The following is a 22,367-nucleotide window of genomic DNA, read 5'->3' as shown; positions in this document are numbered from 1 at the left end:
ATAGTAGTTCAGACTATGGGAGCCGATAAAAAGCGAAAGGCTCGCCAAAGCGGAAGGAATCACTTGCCTCATCCAGCTTGCTCACTGTTTCTTCGTTAAGCTGAATGGAGGTGCTATGCAAATTCTGTTCCAGCTGCTCCACGCGTGTAGCCCCCACAATAACTGTCGAGACGGCAGGACGATTCATGAGCCAAGCTAAGGAAAGTGCAGTAGAAGAGGTTCCCAGTTCTTCAGCGATCTGTCCCACTTTGTTCCCCAGTTCGATCCGTTCATGATTCAGGAATCTTTTGAAATTAGGATCGGTATCTGCTCTGGACCCTGAAGGTGCGGAACCGTTTGAATTATATTTGCCTGTGAGAATTCCGCCCGCCAGTGGAAAATAAGGAATAATCCCTACACCTTGATCAAGACAAAGGGAGAGAAGCTCATTCTCCGGGGTCCGATCTGCTAAGGAATAGCTACACTGAATTGAAATATATTTGGCGAAGCTCCGTGCCTCACTAATTCCAATCGCCTTCATTAATTGCCATGCTGTATAGTTGGAAGCCCCGATATAGCGTACTTTGCCCGAAGATACCATATCGTCCAGGGTCCGTAACGTCTCTTCGAGTGGCGTATTGGGATCGAAGGTGTGAATCTGGTATAGATCGACATAGTCCGTTTTTAGGCGGCGAAGACTATCTTCTAATTCCTGCATCAAATGGCGCCTCGAGGAGCCGCTTCCGTTAGGTCCGTCATGCTTAACTAAGCCTGCTTTAGTGGCGAGAACAGCCTCATGTCTTCTACTTTCCAAGGCCAGACCGATGATTCGTTCAGATTCGGAGCCGGCGTAAATATTAGCGGTATCGATAAAGTTAATGCCATGATCCAGCGCAGTATGTACGATCTGAATGGAGGTCTCTTGATCCGCCCTTTTACCAAAAGCATTTGTCCCCAGTCCCAATGCGGATACTTGTAGTCCGCTATTTCCAAGTCTTTTAAAGTTCATCTTCAGCACTCCTCATCATCCATTTTTTTAGGCTTAGTAAAAAGATCCAGAGCTGTATCCATGAACATCTTTACAGCTATGGAAGTATCGGTAAGCGAGCTGACTGCGATATGTATATCTCTATAGGCGTCGGGCTGCAGTTCACGGGTTACTACATTTGGAGGTAAAGATAACAAGGATAGCTCAGACATCACACCTACAGCCAGCCCCTCTTGAACCATATTAAGAGCTGTTGCATAGTTATTAACCACATATTTCACATTCAGATAGCTGCTGCTTCTGCGGAATAAATCTACCACCGGTGGTTCATAACCTGCTTTACAGATCAGCATAGGCTCACCGGCTAATTCTCTAACACCTATGACAGAACGCTCGTGCAAAGGATGGTCATTTCTGATTACAGCGTACAGCTTTTCTCTATATAGTGGGATGGTTTCGAACGCCTCGCAAGGAGCGAGCAATAAGCCAACATCAATTTCTTTGGATTCCAGCCATTCTCTGACTTCGGCGATAGAGCCCTCCTGCAGGCTAATCGTAATATTCGGATATCTTTCAGTGATAGAGCTAATAATCTTCGGTAAAAAATAGGCGGAAGCCACTGGAAAAGCCCCAATTCGAATGCTTCCCTTCTCAAGCCCCCTCTCGGCGGAAATCTCCTGATTGACCTTATCAAAGCCCATTAGAATTTCACGAAAAATAACAAGGATACGCTTGCCGATGTCAGTAAGCATTAGACCGTTCCGTCGATCTCGGAGTAATAGCTTTACATCCAGTTCGGCTTCTAAAGAGGAAATTGCTCGACTGACAGCAGGTTGGGTCATATTCAGTTCTACACCAGCTTTGGTAAAACTACCGCTTTCCGCGATTTTGACGAACAAACGAATTTGATTATTGTTCATAACAAATATGATATGCCCCTTATGAGTATTATTCATTTCATTTATATTCTTAATTATTGTATCATTTGTGATGAATCTACACCAAGGAGTGAATACATGAATCAGCAGAAGAAAAGCATCATCCTTCTTATATTTTTGGTGATTGTATGGGGCATAAATTGGCCTATATCCAAAATCGCCTTAGACTACGCTCCGCCCTTATTATTTGCAGGTATCCGAACCGTCATCGGCGGATTCATTCTGATTCTAATTGCACTTCCTAAGATGAAGGAGCTTCGCTTCAAGCAGCTATGGCCGATCTATCTGACTTCGGCTATATTAAGTATCGTGTTTTATTATGGATTTCAGACGATTGGCTTGCAGTATGTACCCGCAGGATTATTCTCGTCCATTGTATTTCTGCAGCCGGTATTGCTGGGCATTTTTTCATGGCTGTGGTTAGGAGAGAGTATGTGCGGGCTCAAAATGGCAGGTCTGTTGCTAGGGTTCATCGGAGTAGGCTCCCTCAGTATTGGAGGACTTAACGGAAGCATCTCTATATGGGGAATTGTGCTTGCTTTAGCCAGTGCTTTGAGCTGGGCATTAGGAACGGTATATATGAAACGAAATGCTGTGCGCGTGGATATGCTATGGATGACCGCTATGCAAATAACGATCGGTGGTATCATTTTGCTGCTTTCGGGATCTGCTACAGAGAAGTGGTCGGATATCACCTGGAGTGGAACGTTTATAGCCGATACGCTGTTTATTGCAGTCTTTGTGATCGCTTTAGGCTGGCTGATCTATTTCAAGCTGATTAACGAGGGAGAGGCAGGGAAGGTCGGATCATTCACTTTTTTGATTCCACTGATCTCGATAGGTACTAGTGTAGTCTTTTTAAATGAGCAGATTACTTTGAATCTTGTGATTGGTCTACTGCTTATTGTTAGCAGCATTGTTCTGGTGAACGTGAGGATCGGGCGTGCCGCGAAGCAGTCGGTTTAGTTAATTTATGTGGTGATTGTAGTAATCAGGGGCGTATGAGGGCATATTGATGAATAGGCAAGCATAAACGCCTTCGGCATCCTTATATTTGAACAAAAGGGACACTCCCGAAGCTTATAGCTTCTGGGAGAGTCCCTTTTTAATAAAACGTAAAGCGCGTGCGACTTCAGCCGTTGAGGGCCGAGTGGCTACAACATAAGTAGCAGATTTAGCCCGCTCTACTTCCTCCAACACCCGGTTTAAGTGACTGAAGACCGCACCAAGATCACGAATGCTTGATAGCGAACAATTCCCTTGTAGTTCAGAGAAACTTGCCAGTTGCAGGTCTCGAGCGCGTTGTATGCAATCGGCAAGAGAACGTTGGCATTCGGCGTCTGATAAGGTTCTGGTTCCATAAAGAGCAATGCAATCTGCGGTTGATTCCAGCACATCCTTCATCCAATCCGAAGAGGCGTGATGCGCTGGCAGAAGACGAATATCGTCGGCGATTTCTTTGACGTAGGAATGAATGCTTTTTAGATGTGAGGTAGCCTGTATGAGTCCCTTCAGTTCACCCCGGCACTGATAATGTGTGAGGGTATAGAACATTTCTTTCTGTTCCCGGCTGCTATTCGACAGGAGTTTACCTGCTTCCTCCAGCAAATTGTCTTTCGGAGAATCACGTCTTACGCCTACGAGATCTTTTAATGCATCCGCAAGTAGAAGACTTCCTTCGAATGCCAATGCTTTTACCTTGACGAACCTGTTCGGCGGCACGATAATCATATTGATGGCCAGGGCGATCAGCACACCAATGAACGTTTCCCCTATTCTCCAAAGCACGTAGTCATTCTGGTAGAAAGTAAGAGCCAGGACGGAAGTAACTCCCACCTGTGAGACAGCTTGAATGTTCATCTTACAGGCCGTAGCGATGCCAATCCCGATGAGTAGAATGAGCAGGATAGAAAGCCCACCTACATCAAAAAACTGGCCAACAATTAGGCTAACGATCCCGCCAAGAATAATGCCGATCAGGCGGTAGATTCCTTTTTCTAGCGATGCTTTAACACTGGCTTGGGTGATGAGGATAGCCGCAAGGGGTGCAAAGTATAAATATTGGCTACCATATATGCTGTGTACGGCGACCCATGAAAGTGAAGCGGCCAGCGTAATTCGTATCATGTAAAGTGAGAAACCATATTTTTCAAGGCGGTCTTGTAACCCCTCGTTCATTATCATTCATCTTCTTTCGGAAAAAAATGAAAAAAACTGTCTGGTCTTTCAGTTCGTTTTCATTATAACACCTTAAAAAAGGCCTGGAGGACTGGATATTTTACAAAGTTGTTAAGTTTACGCATTCCTTATCCATGTAAGCTATCGCATATAATGGTACAATCTAATATGCTATATCTATTGGAGTGTCGAATGAGAGGAGGAATTGTCGCTTATTAGCGCTGAGCATGCCCATTCGATTGTTCTCCGCGAGATGCGGGTAAAATAGTATTGTGATACTTTAGGCAGGGAGGTTGTTAGCTATAGCTATTCAGGAAGGCACCATTATTTCATTTGAAGAGGTTACCAAGCAATATGACGACGAAGATCCGGTGTTAAAAGGAGTCAGCTTTGAGATAGAGCGCGGCAAATTTTATACACTACTTGGTCCATCAGGCTGTGGTAAAACGACTATTCTACGATTGATCGCTGGGTTCGCAGAGCCAACAAGCGGTTCTATCTATTTAAACGGTAAAGTGATCAACCACATTCCAGCCAATGAGCGGCAGGTCAATACGGTCTTTCAGGATTACGCATTGTTTCCACACCTGAACGTATTCGAGAATGTGGCTTTCGGACTGCGCATTAAGAAGCTTAAGAAAGACGTCATCACGAAGAAGGTGCAGGAAGCGCTAAGTTTCGTTAACCTTGTGGGCTACGAGCAGCGTGCCATTAACGAAATGTCCGGTGGTCAACGTCAGCGCGTGGCTATTGCTCGTGCGATTGTGAATGAGCCGCAGGTTCTTTTGCTGGACGAGCCGCTATCTGCGCTCGATCTGAAGCTGCGAACAGAGATGCAGTACATACTGCGTGAAATGCAGCAACGACTTGGCATTACCTTTATTTTTGTTACACATGACCAGGAAGAGGCACTCGCGATGTCCGACTGGATTTTTGTCATGAACAAAGGAAAAATCGAACAAAGCGGAACACCTAATGATATCTATGATGAGCCAATTAACCGTTTCGTGGCTGATTTTATTGGCGAGTCCAACATTGTTCCGGGTGTTATGATTGAAGACTATCTGGTGGAGTTTAACGGGCGCCGCTTTGAATGTTTTGATGCTGGTCTTAAACCAAACGAATCTGTGGAGATTGTTATACGCCCTGAGGATTTGGAAATTTCAACGCTGGAACAGGGTAAGCTACGTGTGCGAGTGGATTCCCAGTTGTTCCGGGGTGTCCACTATGAAATCAGTTGTTATGATGAATCCGGACATGAATGGCTTGTGCATTCTACACGTAAGGCGACGGTAGGTAGTGAAATTGGCCTTTATTTTGATCCGGAAGCGATTCATGTTATGCGTTTTGGTGAAACGGAGGAAGAGTTCGACAAACGTCTGGAAGCTTACGGCGAGGTGGAGAGTCATGAAGAATAAGGGCAGATCGTATTATCTCATCCCTTATTACCTGTGGATCGCCTTGTTTGTAATCGCACCAGTACTGCTTGTCATCTATTATTCTCTATTTGATCTGGATGGGCATCTTACGCTAGATAACTACGTGAACTTCTTTACACCTGTGTACTTAAAAATGACGCTGACCTCATTCTGGTATGCGTTTTTGATTACAGCATTCTCTTTGCTGGTCGCCTATCCGGCGGCATATCTGTTGACGAGAACGAAGCATAAGCAGCTATGGTTATTGCTGATTATTTTACCGACATGGATTAATTTACTGCTGAAAACTTACGCTTTTATCGGCATATTTGGTACGTTCGGACCAATCAACAATTTCTTTGATCTGCTTGGAATCGGAGAACAGCAAATTTTGTTTACGGGCTTCAGCTTTGTATTTGTATCTGTGTATATCTTTATCCCATTCATGATCTTGCCGATCTACAGCGCTTTGGAGGATCTTAATTTATCCTTGCTGGATGCGGCACGTGATCTGGGTGCTTCAGGCTGGACGACGTTCCGGCGCGTTATTTTTCCATTGACCATTTCGGGTGTACGTTCCGGTTGTATGGCGGTATTCATACCAGCGCTGTCCCTGTTTATGATTACTCGTCTGATTGCAGGCAACAGGGTCATTACACTCGGTACTGCGATTGAGCAGCATTTTCTGGTCACACAGGACTGGGGCATGGGCTCCACGGTCGCAGTGTTTCTGATTGCTATTATGGCGCTGTTTATGATTATTACCGGCGGATCGCGGAAAGGGGTGCGGAATGAGAAATAAAAACGGGTTCTCCAATCTGTACCTAGTGCTAGTGTTCGCTGTTCTGTATGCGCCAATCTTCTATTTGATGTACTATTCGTTCAACAGCGGGGGGACGATGCACAAGTTCGAGGGCTTTACGTTGGATTACTACCGTGAGGTCCTTCAGGATACACGTCTGATTATCATCATGATTAACACGCTTGTAATCGCGCTTCTGTCCTCGGCTATCGCCACGCTTATCGCTATTATTGGTGCATTGGCCATTAAGAGTGTACAGAACCGCCGTGCTAAAAACACCTTGTTATCTCTGAACAACGTGTTGATCGTTAGTCCGGATGTCATTATCGGTGCATCGTTCCTGATCTTGTTCACCATTGCAGGCATCAAGCTTGGCTTCGTGTCCGTCCTGCTTTCGCATGTCGCGTTCAGTGTACCGATTGCCGTGTTGATGATTCTGCCGCATTTACAGGATATGAGTCCTTCACTGACGGATGCCGCACGTGACCTTGGCGCAAGCCGCAAGGATGTTCTGACTAAGGTTATTCTGCCGATTATCAAACCGGGGATCTTTAGTGGATTCTTCATGGCACTTACGTATTCACTGGATGACTTTGCAGTTACGTTCTTCGTAACGGGTAATGGTTATTCGACGCTATCGGTTGAGATTTATTCCAGAGCTCGGCAAGGGGTGTCGTTATCCATTAATGCGCTATCGACATTGATCTTCCTGTTCACGATACTGCTCGTTGTCGGTTATTACTTCCTGACCCTTAAGAAGAACCGTCAGAATACCTCGGAAGCTGTGGCGGAGCCAGTGGCGGAAGCGGGGGTGCCTAGATGAAACAGCTGGTAAATGCTTTTTTGGCGATCATGATCACGGCATTCGCTCTAATGTACTTGGGCTCCTGGATGAACTCGAGAGAGGGCTATTCCGGAGGGAATACACTGACTATCTATAACTGGGGCGACTATGTCGATCCTGATCTGTTGAAGGAATTTGAAAAAGAGACCGGATTAACGGTCATTTACCAAACTTTTGACTCTAATGAAGCTATGCTAACTAAAGTGGAGCAGGGTGGAACTACTTTTGATGTCGTAATTCCTTCGGATTACGCTATTGCTAAGATGAAAGAAGAAAATTTGCTCATACCGCTGGATCATAGCAAGGTTCCGAATCTAAAGAATGTTGATCCGCGGTTTATGGACCTTTCCTTCGATCCTGGCAACAAGTATTCCGTGCCTTACTTCTGGGGAACCGTCGGGATTATCTTCAACCCGGAGATGACCAAAGGGATGGACTTCACCAGCTGGGATTCCCTCTGGGACAGCAGGCTGAAGAACAACATTTTCTTGGTGGATGGAGCACGCGAAGTGATGGGTATGGCTTTGAACAGCCTGCACTATTCCGTTAATGACCGGGATGAGGCTCACCTGCAAGAAGCACTGACCAAGCTGAATAGGCTGTCTCCTAACGTTAAGGCGATTGTCGGAGATGAGATCAAGATGCTGCTTGCCAATGAAGAGGCTGCCGTTGGGATTGTGTGGTCCGGTGATGCTTCTGAGATCATGGATGAGAATGATAAATTGGATTATGTAGTGCCTGAGGAAGGTTCGAACAAGTGGTTTGATAACATGGTCATTCCACGAACTGCGGATAATGTGGATGGAGCGCATAAGTTCATTAACTTCATGCTTCGCCCAGATGTAGCGGCTAAGAATGCAGAATACGTAGGTTATTCTACACCTAACATCCCTGCGCTGGAGCTACTTCCGAAGGAAACTTCCGAGGATACCCGTTTCTACCCGCCTGCTGAGATTACGGATCGGCTTGAGGTGTATGATAATCTTGGCAAACGGATGCTTGCTCATTACAATGAGCTCTTCCTGAAGTTTAAGATGAATAAAAAGTAAGTCGTTTGGAGGTAAAGTCAAACGACTTCAAGAGCGTCTACATGCGGATTACCGTGTTAGACGCTCTTTTTTGAAAGATAAGAAAGTATAAGTTTTGCGCTTTCGTGAAACGATCATCACCCTTTAAATGATGCCGAAGGCGTTCCTTCTTGGCTGAAAGTATATTGTAGTATAATGGCTAGGATGGATAACAGGAAAAGAGGGTACGAATGCCTACTATACTAGTTGCTGACGACGACGCGAACATTCGCGAACTCGTCTGTTTATTTCTACGTAACGACGGATTTGATACAGCCGAAGCTGCAGACGGCAAAGAAGCGTTAGCCGTTTACGCCTCAAAGCAGGTTGATCTTGTTGTACTCGATATCATGATGCCGATTATGGATGGGTGGACGTTATGTAAAGAGCTCCGAAAAGCCAATCCGGATCTTCCCTTACTTATGCTAACTGCGAGAGGTGAAACCTGGGAGAAGGTGAAGGGCTTCGAACTGGGGACAGACGATTATTTGACGAAGCCATTCGATCCGCTGGAGTTGACGGTTCGTGTTAGATCCTTATTGAAGCGATACAAGATTGGTTCCACTCAGACGATCCAGTTCGGCAACGTCGTCCTTGATCGGCAAACCTATAAGGTGATGAGAGGAACAGAGTCATTCACGTTGCCACTCAAGGAGTTCGAATTGCTGTATAAGCTCGCTGGAACACCCGGACAAGTCTATACGCGCGAGCAGTTAATCGATCAGATTTGGGGGATTGATTACGCTGGAGACGATCGAACGATAGATGTGCATATCAAACGTCTGCGCGAACGGTTCGCGTCTACACCTGATTTTCGCATTGAGACGGTCCGTGGACTTGGCTACCGGCTTGAGGTATATGAATGATCAAATCGTTATATACACGTGTTGTTCTGACCTTTCTAGTCTCCGTGATCGGAGGCACACTGATTTCTCTATTTGTGACAACCTGGGTATTTCAAGATAAATTAAACGAAAACCTGCGAATTCCCTTACTTCGCTTTGGTCAGGACATCGCCCGGATATACGAAACCTTACCATCACGTGAAGCGGATGTTCTTATAAGTGGAATGAAGCAGCTTGATTCCTACCATATTCGAATTTACGATGAGAACGGTCAGTTTGAGTCTTACGGAGTGCTTAATGGAGAGAGCCCTGTTACCGTGACTAGGGAGCAACTGAAGAAAGTATTGGCTGGTGAAGCTGTTCAAGTTAAACCGAGTATAGGTTCTTCCAACCTCTTAGGACTACCTTTGAAAACTGAAATGGGAACGAAGGCGATGTTTGTGGAGCCGATTGTGCCTCCTACTTTGTCTTCTACGAGGAATCTGCTATTTAATTTTTTGGCGTATTCGTTAATAACGGGAAGCGTATTGATACTGGTCGCTTCTATGTTCTTAGTGAGACCGATCAAAAGGCTTACAAAGGCAACTAGGCGTATAGCAACTGGGGATTTTAATGTCGAATTGAATATTAAGCAGATGGGTGAGCTAGGTACCTTGGCTAATAGCTTCGAGGAAATGATGCACGATCTGCAGCACCTTGAGCAAATGCGTAGGGAGTTCGTAACGAATGTGTCGCATGAGGTTCAGTCTCCGCTTACCTCGATATCTGGTTATGCTATTGCGCTCAAGAAAGTAGCCCTCACAGAGGATGAACGGAATCGTTATCTCGACATTATTATTGCTGAAGCGGAGCGGATGTCCAAGATGAGCGATAGTTTGTTAAAGCTGAGCTTGCTTGAATCGCAATCCCAACAACTGCGGCTTATCACGTTCAGTCTTGACGAACAGATCAGACGTGTAATCGTGGCGATACAGCCCCAATGGTCGGCACGCAACATTAGTTTTGAACTTGATTTGAAATCAGTAATCGTATGTGCAGACCATGATCTGTTAAGTCAGGTGTGGACGAATCTCCTTGGAAATAGCATCAAGTTCTCCAAGGATGACAGTGTGATTAACGTCAGCATCAAACAAGATTTGGACAATGTAATCGTCCGAATATCCGACACTGGCATTGGTATTTCTCCCGAGGACCAAGAACGTATATTTGAACGCTTCTTTAAAGCTGATCGTTCTCACAGTCGCAAGTATGGCGGTAGCGGGATGGGACTAGCCATTGTTAAACAGATCGTATCGCTTCATAAAGGGGATATCCGAGTGGAAAGCGAACCTAGCCAAGGAACGACCTTCATCGTCACCTTACCAATTATAGTGCCGACAGAATAATTATCGTTCAAGGATATTTTGCGAGGGGTTGAACGCGCGCCTCATTGTTCATACTACGGTAGCACAGGTAAGATTTCTTGCTTGCGCTGCCGTAGTATTTTTTTTTGCCTATTCATATTTAGTTCATATTGTGGTCATGAGGAGTACATCATCGTTGGTTAAGATCTCATTAGCGAAACGTTAAGGCGACATAATAAATAGATTAGGACAGGAGAAGATGAGGGTGACACAAACAGAGGTAATAAAAACGGGGAATGAAAAGAAAAAGCATAAAGTACGTAACTTGTTGCTTAAAATATTAGGAGCAATAGTGATTTTGATCGTGCTTTTTCTAGCTGTTGTTTATACAGTTAATGTGATTAGCAACAAATCTGATCAGAAAAAAATACATCAATATGGTCAGTTAGTTCCTGTTGACGGAAAAAGTATGAATGTTTTGATCCAAGGACAAGGGAAGCAGACTATTGTACTTATCCCGGGCTTTGGAACTGGAGCGCCAGCACTTGATTTTAAGCCGTTGATTGATGAGTTATCACCATTTTACAAAGTGGTCGCGGTTGAGCCGTTTGGGTATGGATTAAGTGATGAGACCGATAAGGAACGAACTACAGCGAATATCATAAGTGAGGTTCATGAAGCCGTACAGAATCTAAACATTGACCAATATATTCTAATGGGTCACTCCATTGGAGGTATTTACGGATTGGAATATGCGAAGAAATATCCAAACGAAGTGAGTGCATTTGTAGGGGTTGATAGTAGTGTTCCTGAGCAAGGCGGTATGGATGTTAAATTCCCGATAAAAAAATTAAAGCTGCTCAAAGATTCAGGTATCATTAGATTGGGATTGCAATTAAGCGGTGACCCTTATGATGGACTGCCATTTGATGATGAGACCAAAAAACAAATGAAATTGATATCGCTCAAAAATATGAATAATTCCACTACCTTAAATGAAATGGAACATATATATCCTAACTTTGTCGCAGCCAGAGGGTTGAAATTCGACAAGAACCTTCCCATTATATTCTTTATACAAGCGAATAATACAACCGTGAAAGATTGGATTCCTCTGCATGAAGGGCAAGTTAAGGAATCTGTGCATGGAAAAGTGATGACATTCGAAGGCGGACATTATTTACACCATTCCAGATCTAAGGAAATCGTTGAGAACCTAAATTTGTTCATGGAAGAAGTCAAATAAAATAAGAAAACGCTCCGACTTTCCTCCTATAAGGAAAATCGGGGCGTTCTTTGCGCTTAAGGGCGGAAATTATTTGATGCCAATTCTCATTCGGTAGCTGATCAGTACCTCTAAGGTGCGTCCTTGAAAATGGTCTTCAACTGCAGCGCTGAAATCTGCAATGTCCTGATTGAGTAGGGTAGCGTCTTGCTTCAGAACGGTTCTTATACCCCCTTGGCTTAGAGCGAGTCCAACATAGCGCTGTGCATCGCAGGACTCAAGATTATGAAATACGATCTCTCTTGCAAAAGAGAAAGCTCCACTAGCCTGAATCCGTGACAAATGCCCTTCTTTGTCCCATTTATGTGCTCTCTCAGCATCAGGTAAGAGTGAGGCGAGCAGTTCCTCGGATTTGGAGATCAGTTGGTTGTAACGTTCTTCTACCTTCTGTTGAAGGGGGAGAGGCCAGTCGCAATCGTAGGCAGCGAAGACACCACCTGTTCTCAAGACCCGGGAGATTTCTCGAAGTGTGCTTTCAGGATCCATCCAGTGGAATGACTGTGAGCAGGTCACTATGTCTACGCTGTCCACTGCAAGTGGAAGCTGGTTAGAATAACCTTGTACAAAAGTGATGGATTGAGGATCTTCTATCCGGCTTAATTTATCGATTGCTTTTCCCAGCATATCTGGATTCGGTTCAATACCAATTACGTTGTCCGCGACATCCTTCCACAGAAAAGTAGACAAGCCCGTGCCGCAGCCTATATCTGCGACGACTGAAGGTGTGCTGCCTAAGTAGTCGGTCAGCAGCTTGATGATCATGCCAGGAGCTTCAGGACGGTAACGGTCATAGTCCTCTTGAAAGCCGAGAAATCGATCGATGTTTTGTTTGCTATTGTTTTCAGGTATCATGTGATCCTCCTTCATAGAACCTATTTATAGGTCTATTGTATAGCCATCGCTTCGCCATGCCAAATAATGGATCGAAGCAATCGTGGGGAATGTTACTCAGAACAAGCATAAATGCCTTCGGCGTCCTTATAAGGACGGCAAGTGTTTAAACGAGAAATATAAGACATAAAGTATGGTGTGAAACTTATACTTTCTTATATTTCAAACAAAAATCCCCGGAGAACACCTTATGGTGTACCGGGGATTGTGGGTTATGTCTAGTTTTAAAGTGCGCTAAGAACGTCTAGCAAATGCTACCGAAGTAATGCAGGATCGATGGCAGGTACAAGTCCTTCTGCTGCAGCACGATTTAGTAAGGAGGTGATTGCAGCGTAGCCGTCATCGCCTAGATTCATCGAGAAGTCGTTCACATAGAGATCAATGTGTGATTTAGCCACTTCTGGAGCCAGCTCTTGAGCGTGGCTAAGCACATAATCTCTAGAATCGGTAGGATGATCCCACGCATATTGTAGAGAGCTGCGAATCCAGCCAGTGATGGCATCGGCATCCAGATCGCGGCGAGCAATGATCGCGCCGAGTGGAATCGGCAGTCCGGTATCGCTTTCCCACCAGCTGCCCAGGTCAGTCAGCATATTAAGACCATAAGATGCGTAAGTAAAACGGGCTTCGTGAATTACCAGTCCAGCGTCGATATGTCCATCGCGTACGGCAGGCATGATCTCATCGAAAGGCATGACGACGATTTCGCCAATCCCTCCCGTTATATGCTGTGCTGCCCATAATCTGAAGAGCAGATAAGCGGTAGAACGTTCGCTAGGTACGGCAATTCGGCGTCCAGCTAGCTTCTCGGGACGTTTAATCGCGGTTGGGCCACTTGCTGTAAGAAGCAACGGCCCGCAGCCACGACCCAGTGCGCCGCCGCATGGCAGCAATTTGTAGCGCTCAAGAACCCAAGGTAGAGCGGCATAGGAGATTTTAAGGACTTCAGGTCCCTCTCCATTAGCAGCAAGCGTGTTGGTAATATCAATGTCGGCATAGGTTACATTAAGCTGTGGTGCATTCGGGACAAGCCCGTGTGCCCAGGCATGGAATACAAAGGTATCGTTAGGGCAAGGGGAAAAAGCGATATTAAGCTCAGTTGTCATTACAGCACCTCCAATAGTATAGCGGCTGCCGCCGTTAATGCTTCCATTGCATCGCCGATCTTCCAGGCGGCCCGGTCGCGGGGACCGACCGGGTTCGAGATGGCGCGGAGCTCCAGTACCGGGAGCCCTAGCGCCTCAGCGGCCACGGCAACTCCGTGGCCTTCCATCGCTTCCGCGACGGCACCGGGATGCCGCGCGATGAGGGCGGCGGCCGTCTCCGCGGTGCCGGTCGCCGTCGAGACCGTAAGCACGGTCCCCGTGCTTACGGTCAGTCCGGCCGCTGCCAGCGCGGCCGAAACTGCCTGTACCGTGCCGTGGTCAGCCGGCACGGACACGCTGCCGAAGCCAAGCTCGGCAGCGCTGCGAAAGCCCTCCGGCGTCTCGGCCCCGAGGTCGGCGGCAATCATCTCGCTGGCAACGACCAGCGAGCCTAAAGGTGCCACCCCCGGGAATCCGCCGCCGATCCCGGCGCTGATTACGCAGCCGTAAGATCCGGCTGCGAGTGCCGCGGCGGTTCCCGCCGCCGCTGCTGCCGTACCTGCGCCGGCAGCAATCACATGGAACCTGTCGCTGCCTTGTAGGCCGCGCAGGACCGCGTCTCGCTCTGCGGCTACAGCTGTTACGATCAGCACGCGCCGCGCACCAGCTTGTTCCTCCACCATCAGGTTGCCTCCTTTGAGAGAAGTGAAATCGCTTACTAAATAGTCATTCGTAAAGACAAGAATACGCCGTTTTAAGGGTCAGGTCAAACTTAGAGTGATTTTCATCACGCTCTTAAAAAGTCGTAGAAAGAACATTAACAGCTCGTTAAGCACCTTATGTTATCTTTTTGGAGTGGCGAGGTTGACAAAGGTAGTGTGAGGAAGTATAGTTATCTTAACTTAAAGATATTTAATGTAAAGACATTTACTTTATATTGAACAACATCGCTGTCAAACTGGAGGTGGGAATGATGAGTAATACCGAAGAGAATGTTCGTAATACAGAGAATACTACGGAGATGGATCAGGCGTCTTCTTTAAAGTTATTTGTTGTATTATCTAAGGCTTACAGAAGCTTGATGGATCAAGCTGTGAAGGATATGAAGAGTTATGGGCTGGCATCTGCCGAGTTCATGGTGCTTGAGGTGCTGTATCACCGGACCCGTATTCCACTACAACAGATCGGGGAGAAGATTCTCGTTACGAGTGGAAGCATCACCTATAATATCGACAAGCTGGAGAAGAAAGGTCTGCTGAAACGTGTGCCGTGTAGTGAGGACAGACGCGTGACCTATGCGGAGATTACGGATGCAGGGCGTGCGCTGTTCGATAAGATTTTCCCGCGTCATGTGGCTTCGATTCATGATTTGATGCGTGGACTGGATAAGGATGAGAAGGGTCAGGCGATTGAATTACTGAAGAAGCTAGGCAAAGGTGTGTAGGAGCGCTGAAATATCGCATCAAGGACATTTTATATGGTCGGAAGCAGTTCGCTGCTTCTAACCACTGAAAGATAAAAATTTTTATCATATATCTTAATGTTAAGATAATTAAATCAAAGAAAATTGGAGTGGATTAACAATGATAAGTGTAGGAATATTATTGATGAGATTAGTGATCGGGATTGCGTTTATAGGGCATGGTGCCCAAAAGTTGTTTGGATGGTTTGGTGGTTACGGCCCGAAGGGTACAGGTGGCTGGATGGAATCCATCGGCATTAAACCGGGGGTTACTATGGCGGTATTAGCAGGACTAATGGAGCTGGTAGGCGGATTCATGTTCGCGGCAGGCCTTCTGACGCCTGTTGCAGCGGTGTTGATTGTTGCCACTATGCTGGGGGCTATCATTAAGGTTCACGCTCCAAATGGCTTCTGGTCTACTTCGAACGGAATTGAGTTTCCGCTTACGGTACTGGTAGTCGCTGCAGGTATAGCACTTACAGGGCCAGGTTCGATTTCTCTGGATGCATTGATTTTTAACTAAGAAGGGGGTTTATCATTATGACACTTCAAACTGCAGGAATCCATCATATTACCGCTTTTGTTGGAGATGCTCAGCGTAACGTTGACTTCTACGCCGGTATTTTAGGACTACGGCTTGTGAAGAAGACGATTAATTTTGACGCTCCGGAAGTTTATCATTTATATTTTGGGAATGAAGTAGGTGCTCCGGGAACGATTATTACCTTTTTTCCTTCACCTACCGGGCGTAAAGGCAGAATTGGGAGTGGGCAAGTTGGCGTAACAACTTACGCAGTACCAGTAGGCTCTCTGATCTTCTGGGAACAGCGTCTTGCGGCATATCAAATTCCGGTTACTCTTAAGCATAGAATCTCAGAATCTTATCTATCCTTTGCTGATTATGACGGTTTGCGCATTGAACTCGTGGAACGTGAGGAAGGACCGCTTAGCAAGTGGTCTTTCGGGGGAGTTCCCACGGGGCATGCTATCAAAGGGTTCGGCGGCGCTGTGCTCTACAGCAACAATCCGTCGCAAACTGCAGAAACGCTTGTCCATACAATGGGAATGAAGCATATCGCTGATGGAGACGGGTATAGTCGATATAGAACTACTGGCGATTTGGGTAATATTATTGATCTGAAGACAACACCGGTTCCGCAAGGAGCAGGAGGTACAGGCACCGTTCACCATATCGCTTGGCGTGCACAAGATGACGCTGAGCAGCAGGAATGGGGGCTTCAAGTGCAGAATCATGGGCATCATCCGACACCGGTTCAAGACCGCCAATACTTTAATGCGATTTATTTCCGTGAAAGAGGTGGAATCCTGTTCGAGATTGCTACGGACCCTCCGGGCTTTGCTCGTGATGAAGCGGTGGATGCGCTGGGTGAAAAGCTGATGCTGCCATCTTGGTATGAACCGCATCGTGCGGCTATCGAAGAAAATTTAAGTCCTTTTCAAATAAGAGAAATTGAGGTGAAGCAGGGATGATTCATGTATTCCATAAAGGTAAAGATGTAACGAAACCCACGCTTGTATTATTTCACGGTACTGGAGGCAATGAGCAGGACTTGCTGCCGCTTGCCGGGTTGTTATCTCCTGATTCATCGGTGCTAGGCATCAGAGGGAATGTACTGGAGAATGGTATGCCGCGGTTCTTCCGACGGTTAGCCGAAGGGGTATTCGATGAAGCAGATCTAATCTTCCGTACTCACGAGATCAAGCAGTTTCTGGATGAAGCCGCAGCACAATACGGCTTCGATGCCAACAATCTGGTAGCCGTGGGTTACTCTAATGGTGCGAACATTGCGGGTAGCCTGCTGTTCCATTATAAGGATGTTTTCCGCGCTGCAATTCTACTGCATCCGATGGTACCGCTTCGGAATATTACGCTTCCTTCGCTGGAAGGAGTATCTATCTTCATTGGTGCAGGCACAAATGATCCACTTATCGCTTCTTCGGAGACTGAGGATTTGGACATTATTTTACAGAAGGCAGGCGCAGAGGTTACAACACACTGGGGCAACCAAGGTCATCGCCTGAGTGTTGCTGAGGCTGAAGCCGCTAGAGATTGGTTGCAAATGCGCAGCACATCTACAAATGCATAAAACAATCAGAATAACCGCCGAATGGCGGTTATTCTTGTTATACAGGCACCTATAACCCTCCATAAAAGGATTGATCAATCCACTTCCTTTACGTTAGTATGAAGAATACAAAAAAAGGCCCAAGGGTTGCTTTAGAAAGGTTGAAGTAAGGATTATGATTGGAATTCAAAATGGTAATAAGCTTGCCGCAGATGGACCCTCACGGAAGCAGAGATTACAGCTGGCTGTGATTCTCGGCTCCATTACAACAATCGGCCCGTTGTCGATTGATATGTATTTGCCGGCACTGCCTACGCTTGTCGCGGATTTCGGTACGACCGCTGCTTTAGTGCAGCTTAGTCTGACCTTCTTTTTGCTGGGGCTTGCCTCAGGTCAGTTGGTCGCTGGACCTCTGAGTGATGTATATGGCCGCCGCGGTCCGCTGCTTATAGGTATGTTCATCTACGCCGTTTCCTCAGTGCTATGTGCTTTTAGTCCTTCGATTGGACTGCTGATCGTTTTGCGGTTTATTCAAGGTCTTGCTGGTTCAGTGGGGGTGGTTGTCTCTAGAGCGGCTGTTCGTGATTTATATAGTGGCTCTGAACTCACGAAGTTCTTCTCACTATTGATGATTGTGAATGGTCTCGGACCGATATTAGCTCCAGTTATTGGGGGCCAGCTGTTAAGGGTGACTACATGGCAAGGGATATTCCTCGTATTATTTGCTGCCGGAATTATTTTTTGTTTAACTATTCTATTGCGCTTGCCGGAAACGCTGCCGAAGGAGCGACGCTCTAAGAGTGGACTGAAGGGTACACTGCTTACCTTCCGGGTATTGCTGGGCAATCGTAAGTTTATGGGTTATGCCTTGTCTCAAGGTTTCGTTACGGCATCAATGTTCGCGTATATCTCAGGTTCTTCTTTTGTATTGCAAAATATTTTTGCGGTTACCCCGCAGGTTTATAGTCTGATCTTTGCAGTGAATGGGATCGGGATTATTATTACTGGCCAAATAGCCGGTAGACTTGCTGGAAAGGTAAGTGAGACTAAGTTGTTACTTAGTGGACTATTGCTATGTACGATGGGGGGCATCTTGCTACTGCTGACGGTTCTGGTAGGAGGAGGACTGATCCCTATTCTGATCTGTCTATTTGCGGTTGTCTCCAGTGTAGGGATTGTCGGAGCGACCAGCTTCTCACTGGCGATGCAAGATCAAGGTGAAACTGCAGGCAGTGCCTCGGCATTAATCGGATTAATCCCCCTATTGCTGGGTAGCTGTGTAGCGCCACTTGTGGGTCTTGGGGGCGTTGAGTCTGCACTTCCGATGGCGATTGTGATGGCATGTACAGGAATTCTCTCGATTCTATCTTATGTGCTGCTTGTTAGACGAGGAAAAGCAAGCTCCTAGCAGTCTATCATTGTAACCTGGCAAGTAGTACTTTCAGCAAACTTTCAGCGGGTCTTAACGTTCCTTACTTGCAAAAGGATTATATTGGAGGTAAGGAAGGGAGGGATAACCATGAGTATATCGGCAGTCTCAGGTTCCACATCGTATACTACCTCGACATCTAGCACTACAGATACCAGTACGCTTGAGAAACAAAAAGCGAAACTGGAAGCAGAACTGGACAAGATTAATGCCAGCTCAGACGATGACAAGACCAAGGAAACGAAAACGAAGCAAATTGAGCAACAGATTAAGACTATCGAGGCACAAATCTCGCAGAAGTCTCAGAGCAGTGCTTCCTCCGCTAGCAGTGTTGTAGAGGCACCTGCCAAACCTGCGAACAATACGCTTGCTGCAGCAAGTCCGCAAGAGATTGCTACCGCAACAACGGATAGTAAAGGCAGATTTGATATTCGAGTATAAACGCTAGTTAAACCCGTGCTACATAACAGAGAGGACATCCTTTGCCGTGAGGGATGTCCTTTTTGTTGTGCAATTTTATGTGTAAACTACAGTCTCAATGTTCTTTAGCTAAATAGAATTTCATTAACATTCTTTAACTATTGCAGGGATTAGGGCTGTGCTGGCAGTCTAATGTAGTAGGTGTTGATTATCATGGGTTTTTTATTCCAATAATTGTTATAATGAAATGGTTGTAAAAATTGTCTAGCACAACGTGTGTCGGCGGTAAGGGTAGGTGGCCTAATGCAATCAAAACAACAAACATTAGAAAGATTCAAAATTGTAAGGCTGTTCTTATCCATCTATCGGATTCGGGCGGTGAGAGCTCTCTTTCCAGTAGCTATCATAGCGCTGGTGTATTGGGAGGGGCAGCATGAGCTGAAGCAGGTTCATTTAGGACTTATTATGCGTGAGCTAAGAAGAGTGCCTACATCTGCCGTTTTGCAAATGATCGGATTTGCACTTCTCGCAGTAGCTGTAATGAGTGCTTATGATTATTTGATACGAGCACATTTTCGTTTGAAAGTAGGGCTGTGGGACACCTTCCGTTATGCTTGGATAGCTAATACATTTAATAATTTAATTGGTTTTGCAGGTCTGGCTGGAGTGGGTTTAAGGACGTTGATGTACAAAAAAAGCGGAGTGTCAACTTCCGTCCTAACGCCGGCAATCGTATTTTTATCACCACTCATGATTACCGGATTATCTTTACTTTCTTGGGCAAATATTTTTGGTTTACTCCCGGCAACGGCATTGCTGGAAGAGCATCATTGGTTAGTATTTGCGGTATGGGGGATGGCGCTTTATTTGCCGTTTTTTGTGTTTGTACAGCGCTCTGCTCTTTATGCAAAGTGGATTAACCGGGGACAAGGTAGAACACCCTGGCTTACAGTAGTTGCCTCTGTGGGTGCCTCCTTTCTGGAATGGAGTTTTGCTGGCGTAACGTTTTGGACAATCAGTAGTCATCTTTTGCACGAGGTACACTTTCCAGTCATATTCGGCATCTTTACGATTGCTGCCATCGCAGGCATCTTGAGTATGGCGCCTGGTGGTATCGGTGCTTTTGACCTTATTGCATTGCTGGGTCTTACGCAGCTTGGATTTAAAAGTGATCAGGCCATGGCAGTGCTTGTTATTTTTAGATTGTTCTATTATCTCATTCCATGGCTGATCGGATTGGTGCTGGCGGCACTGGAATTTGGTCTGCAGGGAAAAAAGGGTCAAGATCGTTCAGCTCCAGGGTTCGAACCCGCTCTTAACATTTGGCAGAGGATTTGGGGTTGGCCGGGTCAGTATACCTTTCTGAGCGATCTTGGTGTGTGGGCTCTAGGCAAGCTTGTACTAGCTAGCGGGCTTATTCTCTTACTATCAACAGCTACGCCCGGATTGTTGTACAGACTGAAGATTACAGAGGAAATATTGTCATTCTCGATCATGCAGCTCTCACATCATTTATCTGTACTTATTGGCTTTATGCTCATTTTGTTGTCGAGAGGCATTACATTACGGGTTCGTAGCGCGTACATCTGGACCAGCATTTTATTATTTTCCGGGTCGGTGTTTGCGGTGGCTAAAGGCTTTGATTATGAAGAGGCGCTGTTTCTGCTCCTAGTTGCACTCATTCTGTGGATCTCCAGATCTCGGTTCTACCGGATCAGTGCTCCCGTAAGCAGACAGAGTACGATTTGGTGGCTTGCGCTTACTTCAGTAATTGCCCTAAGCTATTATCTATTGGGCAGCCATGTCCATCGTGGATTTCTAAAGCATCTCCCGCCCGGTGTAGAGCCAGAGTGGCTACAGCGGCATAGTCATGTTGCTTTTACAGCCGTAGGGGGACTAGCTTTCTCTTGGATCATTCTTACTTTGCTGATCACCCTTAGACCCCATCGTAAACCGGAGGAGTTATTCGGAAATTTTGATATGGCAAGGCTGAAAAACTTCCTAGGTGAAGTTCAAGGCAATGCCCTAACTCATATGCTGTTTTTGGGTGATAAAAGCTTCTTCTGGGCGCAAGAAGGCAAGGTGTTGCTCGCTTTCGCTAGGGTTAGGGATAAGCTTGTAGTCCTTGGTGATCCATTGGGAGAGAGAAGTCTCATGAATGAGGCAATCAGTGAATTTAGACAAGCTGCAGATAAGTACGGTCTGGTCGTAGTTTTTTATCAGGCCACACCTGATTTCTTATCGATCTATCATGAACAGGGATATCGCTTTTTTAAGCTGGGGGAAGAGGCATTAGTAACGCTCGATACCTTTACGCTCAGTGGCAAAAAGAACAGTGATTTGCGAAGCGTATGCAACCGTTTTGAACGGGAAGGCTATGCCTTCGAAGTTGTAGAAGCACCGCACGCTGAAGAATTGCTACGAGAGCTGCGATCCGTTTCGAACGAATGGTTGAATGGGCGCACCGAAAAAGGGTATTCGCTGGGTTGGTTTAACGAGGCCTATCTACAGCTGGCTCCAATCGTGCTCCTGAGGAATGCCCAAGGGACGATACTGGCATTTGCTTCTATTGCAAATGGGTATGATCAGGGTATGACCTTATCGATTGATTTGATGCGCCATCGAAAGAATGTGCCAAACGGAACGATGGATTATTTATTTGTTCGTTTGCTAGAATGGGCGAAATCTAAGGGATATCATCGATTCAATCTAGGTAATGCCCCGCTGTCCAGTGTGGGTGAGAATGCTGGGGCCTTGAAAGAGGAGAAGCTGGCTCATCTCGTATTTAAAAGAGGGGGGCATTGGTACGGCTTTGTCGGACTTCGCCGCTATAAAGAAAAATTCAGCCCGGAGTGGGAACCGCGTTATTTGGCTTATCCGGCTTCTATAGCATTGCCGATCTTAACACTCGATCTGGTGAGGTTAGTATCCCGCCATCCTAGGGCGGAGGAGTAGAGTGAGACGTGCGTGAAGTCTGCGTACATTGGAGCTAAAGAAAAGGGGACCGTCTCAAAGTAGTTTTAGCTACTTGGGTACGACCCTTTTTTGCGTTGAAGGTTAATTGAAGTTTGAAATGATGGTTTGAGTGAAACACCAATACAACAAGTAGGGAATTTCTCCCTGAAATTCTAAGATTATCGGTCATTAGATTTATAATTAGGGAAAATATCCCTAAAATTCATCTGATTTGGTGGGAAATCAAGGCATTACCCTAATTTTCAGGGAGCTTTTCCCTAATTTCGTTGATTATAAGCGAATATCGAATATTTTTAGGGAGCTTTTCCCTAATTAGTGTTAAACCCACTC

The 22,367-nt window shown here is 46.0% G+C and carries 21 protein-coding genes; 15 read left to right on the top strand and 6 right to left on the bottom strand.

Annotated elements, in window-relative coordinates; genetic code table 11:
- Positions 1–13 precede the first annotated feature (13 nt).
- A complete protein-coding gene (locus H70737_RS28310; RefSeq protein WP_042192711.1) occupies positions 14–988 on the bottom strand; it encodes an aldo/keto reductase in 975 nt (324 codons plus the stop codon).
- 2 nt (positions 989–990) lie between these two features.
- Positions 991–1,887, bottom strand: coding sequence for a LysR family transcriptional regulator (locus tag H70737_RS28305; protein WP_042192709.1), 897 nt, complete (start codon positions 1,885–1,887; stop codon positions 991–993).
- Positions 1,888–1,983: 96 nt separating this feature from the next.
- Between H70737_RS28305 and H70737_RS28300 the strand changes: the two genes are divergently transcribed.
- Complete coding sequence (locus H70737_RS28300) at positions 1,984–2,871, top strand: DMT family transporter (RefSeq protein WP_042192707.1); 888 nt, start codon at positions 1,984–1,986, stop codon at positions 2,869–2,871.
- 114 nt (positions 2,872–2,985) lie between these two features.
- Here H70737_RS28300 and H70737_RS30065 read toward each other — a convergent pair whose 3' ends face one another.
- Positions 2,986–4,083, bottom strand: coding sequence for an FUSC family protein (locus H70737_RS30065; RefSeq protein WP_052404453.1), 1,098 nt, complete (start codon positions 4,081–4,083; stop codon positions 2,986–2,988).
- Between the two features lie 308 nt (positions 4,084–4,391).
- On the opposite strand from H70737_RS30065, the gene H70737_RS28290 reads away from it, so the two are divergent.
- From H70737_RS28290 to H70737_RS28260, 7 genes are all read left to right on the top strand, one after another.
- Positions 4,392–5,501, top strand: coding sequence for an ABC transporter ATP-binding protein (locus tag H70737_RS28290; protein ID WP_042194671.1), 1,110 nt, complete (start codon positions 4,392–4,394; stop codon positions 5,499–5,501).
- Entirely contained in the window at positions 5,491–6,303 is an 813-nt protein-coding gene (locus tag H70737_RS28285) for an ABC transporter permease (RefSeq protein ID WP_042192705.1), read from the top strand. The genes H70737_RS28290 and H70737_RS28285 overlap by 11 nt, the downstream gene beginning before the upstream one ends.
- Positions 6,293–7,126: an ABC transporter permease gene (locus H70737_RS28280; protein ID WP_042131492.1), complete on the top strand. Its 834-nt coding sequence runs from the start codon at positions 6,293–6,295 to the stop codon at positions 7,124–7,126. The genes H70737_RS28285 and H70737_RS28280 overlap by 11 nt, the downstream gene beginning before the upstream one ends.
- The gene (locus H70737_RS28275) at positions 7,123–8,196 is read left to right on the top strand and encodes an ABC transporter substrate-binding protein (protein WP_042192703.1); all 1,074 of its coding nucleotides are present in this window, start codon (positions 7,123–7,125) and stop codon (positions 8,194–8,196) included. The genes H70737_RS28280 and H70737_RS28275 overlap by 4 nt, the downstream gene beginning before the upstream one ends.
- Positions 8,197–8,405: 209 nt before the next feature.
- Positions 8,406–9,080, top strand: coding sequence for a response regulator transcription factor (locus H70737_RS28270; RefSeq protein ID WP_042192701.1), 675 nt, complete (start codon positions 8,406–8,408; stop codon positions 9,078–9,080).
- Complete coding sequence (locus H70737_RS28265) at positions 9,077–10,444, top strand: sensor histidine kinase (protein ID WP_042192699.1); 1,368 nt, start codon at positions 9,077–9,079, stop codon at positions 10,442–10,444. The genes H70737_RS28270 and H70737_RS28265 overlap by 4 nt, the downstream gene beginning before the upstream one ends.
- A gap of 223 nt (positions 10,445–10,667) precedes the next feature.
- On the top strand, positions 10,668–11,648 hold the full coding sequence (locus H70737_RS28260; protein ID WP_042192697.1) for an alpha/beta hydrolase: 981 nt from the start codon (positions 10,668–10,670) through the stop codon (positions 11,646–11,648).
- Between the two features lie 69 nt (positions 11,649–11,717).
- Here H70737_RS28260 and H70737_RS28255 read toward each other — a convergent pair whose 3' ends face one another.
- The 3 genes from H70737_RS28255 to H70737_RS28245 form a co-directional block, all read right to left on the bottom strand.
- Positions 11,718–12,539, bottom strand: coding sequence for a class I SAM-dependent methyltransferase (locus tag H70737_RS28255; protein ID WP_042192694.1), 822 nt, complete (start codon positions 12,537–12,539; stop codon positions 11,718–11,720).
- Between the two features lie 293 nt (positions 12,540–12,832).
- Complete coding sequence (locus tag H70737_RS28250; protein WP_042192692.1) at positions 12,833–13,684, bottom strand: 1,4-dihydroxy-6-naphtoate synthase; 852 nt, start codon at positions 13,682–13,684, stop codon at positions 12,833–12,835.
- Positions 13,684–14,346: a futalosine hydrolase gene (locus H70737_RS28245; protein WP_042192689.1), complete on the bottom strand. Its 663-nt coding sequence runs from the start codon at positions 14,344–14,346 to the stop codon at positions 13,684–13,686. The genes H70737_RS28250 and H70737_RS28245 overlap by 1 nt, the downstream gene beginning before the upstream one ends.
- Positions 14,347–14,636: 290 nt before the next feature.
- On the opposite strand from H70737_RS28245, the gene H70737_RS28240 reads away from it, so the two are divergent.
- The 7 genes from H70737_RS28240 (at position 14,637) to mprF (ending at position 22,016) form a co-directional block, all read left to right on the top strand.
- Positions 14,637–15,107: a MarR family winged helix-turn-helix transcriptional regulator gene (locus H70737_RS28240; RefSeq protein WP_081951233.1), complete on the top strand. Its 471-nt coding sequence runs from the start codon at positions 14,637–14,639 to the stop codon at positions 15,105–15,107.
- Between the two features lie 139 nt (positions 15,108–15,246).
- On the top strand, positions 15,247–15,648 hold the full coding sequence (locus tag H70737_RS28235; RefSeq protein WP_042192683.1) for a DoxX family protein: 402 nt from the start codon (positions 15,247–15,249) through the stop codon (positions 15,646–15,648).
- A 17-nt stretch (positions 15,649–15,665) separates the two neighbouring features.
- On the top strand, positions 15,666–16,616 hold the full coding sequence (locus H70737_RS28230) for a ring-cleaving dioxygenase (protein ID WP_042192681.1): 951 nt from the start codon (positions 15,666–15,668) through the stop codon (positions 16,614–16,616).
- On the top strand, positions 16,613–17,233 hold the full coding sequence (locus tag H70737_RS28225) for an alpha/beta hydrolase (protein ID WP_042192679.1): 621 nt from the start codon (positions 16,613–16,615) through the stop codon (positions 17,231–17,233). The genes H70737_RS28230 and H70737_RS28225 overlap by 4 nt, the downstream gene beginning before the upstream one ends.
- A gap of 154 nt (positions 17,234–17,387) precedes the next feature.
- On the top strand, positions 17,388–18,620 hold the full coding sequence (locus tag H70737_RS28220) for a multidrug effflux MFS transporter (RefSeq protein ID WP_042192677.1): 1,233 nt from the start codon (positions 17,388–17,390) through the stop codon (positions 18,618–18,620).
- A gap of 111 nt (positions 18,621–18,731) precedes the next feature.
- A complete protein-coding gene (locus tag H70737_RS28215; protein WP_042192675.1) occupies positions 18,732–19,082 on the top strand; it encodes a FlxA-like family protein in 351 nt (116 codons plus the stop codon).
- A 282-nt stretch (positions 19,083–19,364) separates the two neighbouring features.
- Entirely contained in the window at positions 19,365–22,016 is a 2,652-nt protein-coding gene (mprF, locus tag H70737_RS28210) for a bifunctional lysylphosphatidylglycerol flippase/synthetase MprF (protein ID WP_042192673.1), read from the top strand.
- Positions 22,017–22,367: the final 351 nt, after the last annotated feature.

Origin of the sequence: Paenibacillus sp. FSL H7-0737 (assembly GCF_000758545.1) — a bacterium.
Taxonomy (GTDB): domain Bacteria; phylum Bacillota; class Bacilli; order Paenibacillales; family Paenibacillaceae; genus Paenibacillus_AQ.
The sequence above is the reverse complement of the archived record's forward strand: the minus strand, read 5'-3'. Positions and strand labels throughout refer to the sequence as shown.

What these genes read in the sequence shown, in the direction of transcription:
- H70737_RS28310 (WP_042192711.1), bottom strand. Translation starts at nt 988, where the DNA reads ATGAACTTTAAAAGACTTGGAAATAGCGGACTACAAGTATCCGCATTG.
- H70737_RS28305 (WP_042192709.1), bottom strand. Translation starts at nt 1,887, where the DNA reads ATGAACAATAATCAAATTCGTTTGTTCGTCAAAATCGCGGAAAGCGGT.
- H70737_RS28300 (WP_042192707.1), top strand. Translation starts at nt 1,984, where the DNA reads ATGAATCAGCAGAAGAAAAGCATCATCCTTCTTATATTTTTGGTGATT.
- H70737_RS30065 (WP_052404453.1), bottom strand. Translation starts at nt 4,083, where the DNA reads ATGAACGAGGGGTTACAAGACCGCCTTGAAAAATATGGTTTCTCACTT.
- H70737_RS28285 (WP_042192705.1), top strand. Translation starts at nt 5,491, where the DNA reads ATGAAGAATAAGGGCAGATCGTATTATCTCATCCCTTATTACCTGTGG.
- H70737_RS28280 (WP_042131492.1), top strand. Translation starts at nt 6,293, where the DNA reads ATGAGAAATAAAAACGGGTTCTCCAATCTGTACCTAGTGCTAGTGTTC.
- H70737_RS28275 (WP_042192703.1), top strand. Translation starts at nt 7,123, where the DNA reads ATGAAACAGCTGGTAAATGCTTTTTTGGCGATCATGATCACGGCATTC.
- H70737_RS28270 (WP_042192701.1), top strand. Translation starts at nt 8,406, where the DNA reads ATGCCTACTATACTAGTTGCTGACGACGACGCGAACATTCGCGAACTC.
- H70737_RS28265 (WP_042192699.1), top strand. Translation starts at nt 9,077, where the DNA reads ATGATCAAATCGTTATATACACGTGTTGTTCTGACCTTTCTAGTCTCC.
- H70737_RS28255 (WP_042192694.1), bottom strand. Translation starts at nt 12,539, where the DNA reads ATGATACCTGAAAACAATAGCAAACAAAACATCGATCGATTTCTCGGC.
- H70737_RS28250 (WP_042192692.1), bottom strand. Translation starts at nt 13,684, where the DNA reads ATGACAACTGAGCTTAATATCGCTTTTTCCCCTTGCCCTAACGATACC.
- H70737_RS28245 (WP_042192689.1), bottom strand. Translation starts at nt 14,346, where the DNA reads ATGGTGGAGGAACAAGCTGGTGCGCGGCGCGTGCTGATCGTAACAGCT.
- H70737_RS28240 (WP_081951233.1), top strand. Translation starts at nt 14,637, where the DNA reads ATGAGTAATACCGAAGAGAATGTTCGTAATACAGAGAATACTACGGAG.
- H70737_RS28235 (WP_042192683.1), top strand. Translation starts at nt 15,247, where the DNA reads ATGATAAGTGTAGGAATATTATTGATGAGATTAGTGATCGGGATTGCG.
- H70737_RS28230 (WP_042192681.1), top strand. Translation starts at nt 15,666, where the DNA reads ATGACACTTCAAACTGCAGGAATCCATCATATTACCGCTTTTGTTGGA.
- H70737_RS28225 (WP_042192679.1), top strand. Translation starts at nt 16,613, where the DNA reads ATGATTCATGTATTCCATAAAGGTAAAGATGTAACGAAACCCACGCTT.
- H70737_RS28220 (WP_042192677.1), top strand. Translation starts at nt 17,388, where the DNA reads ATGATTGGAATTCAAAATGGTAATAAGCTTGCCGCAGATGGACCCTCA.
- H70737_RS28215 (WP_042192675.1), top strand. Translation starts at nt 18,732, where the DNA reads ATGAGTATATCGGCAGTCTCAGGTTCCACATCGTATACTACCTCGACA.
- mprF (WP_042192673.1), top strand. Translation starts at nt 19,365, where the DNA reads ATGCAATCAAAACAACAAACATTAGAAAGATTCAAAATTGTAAGGCTG.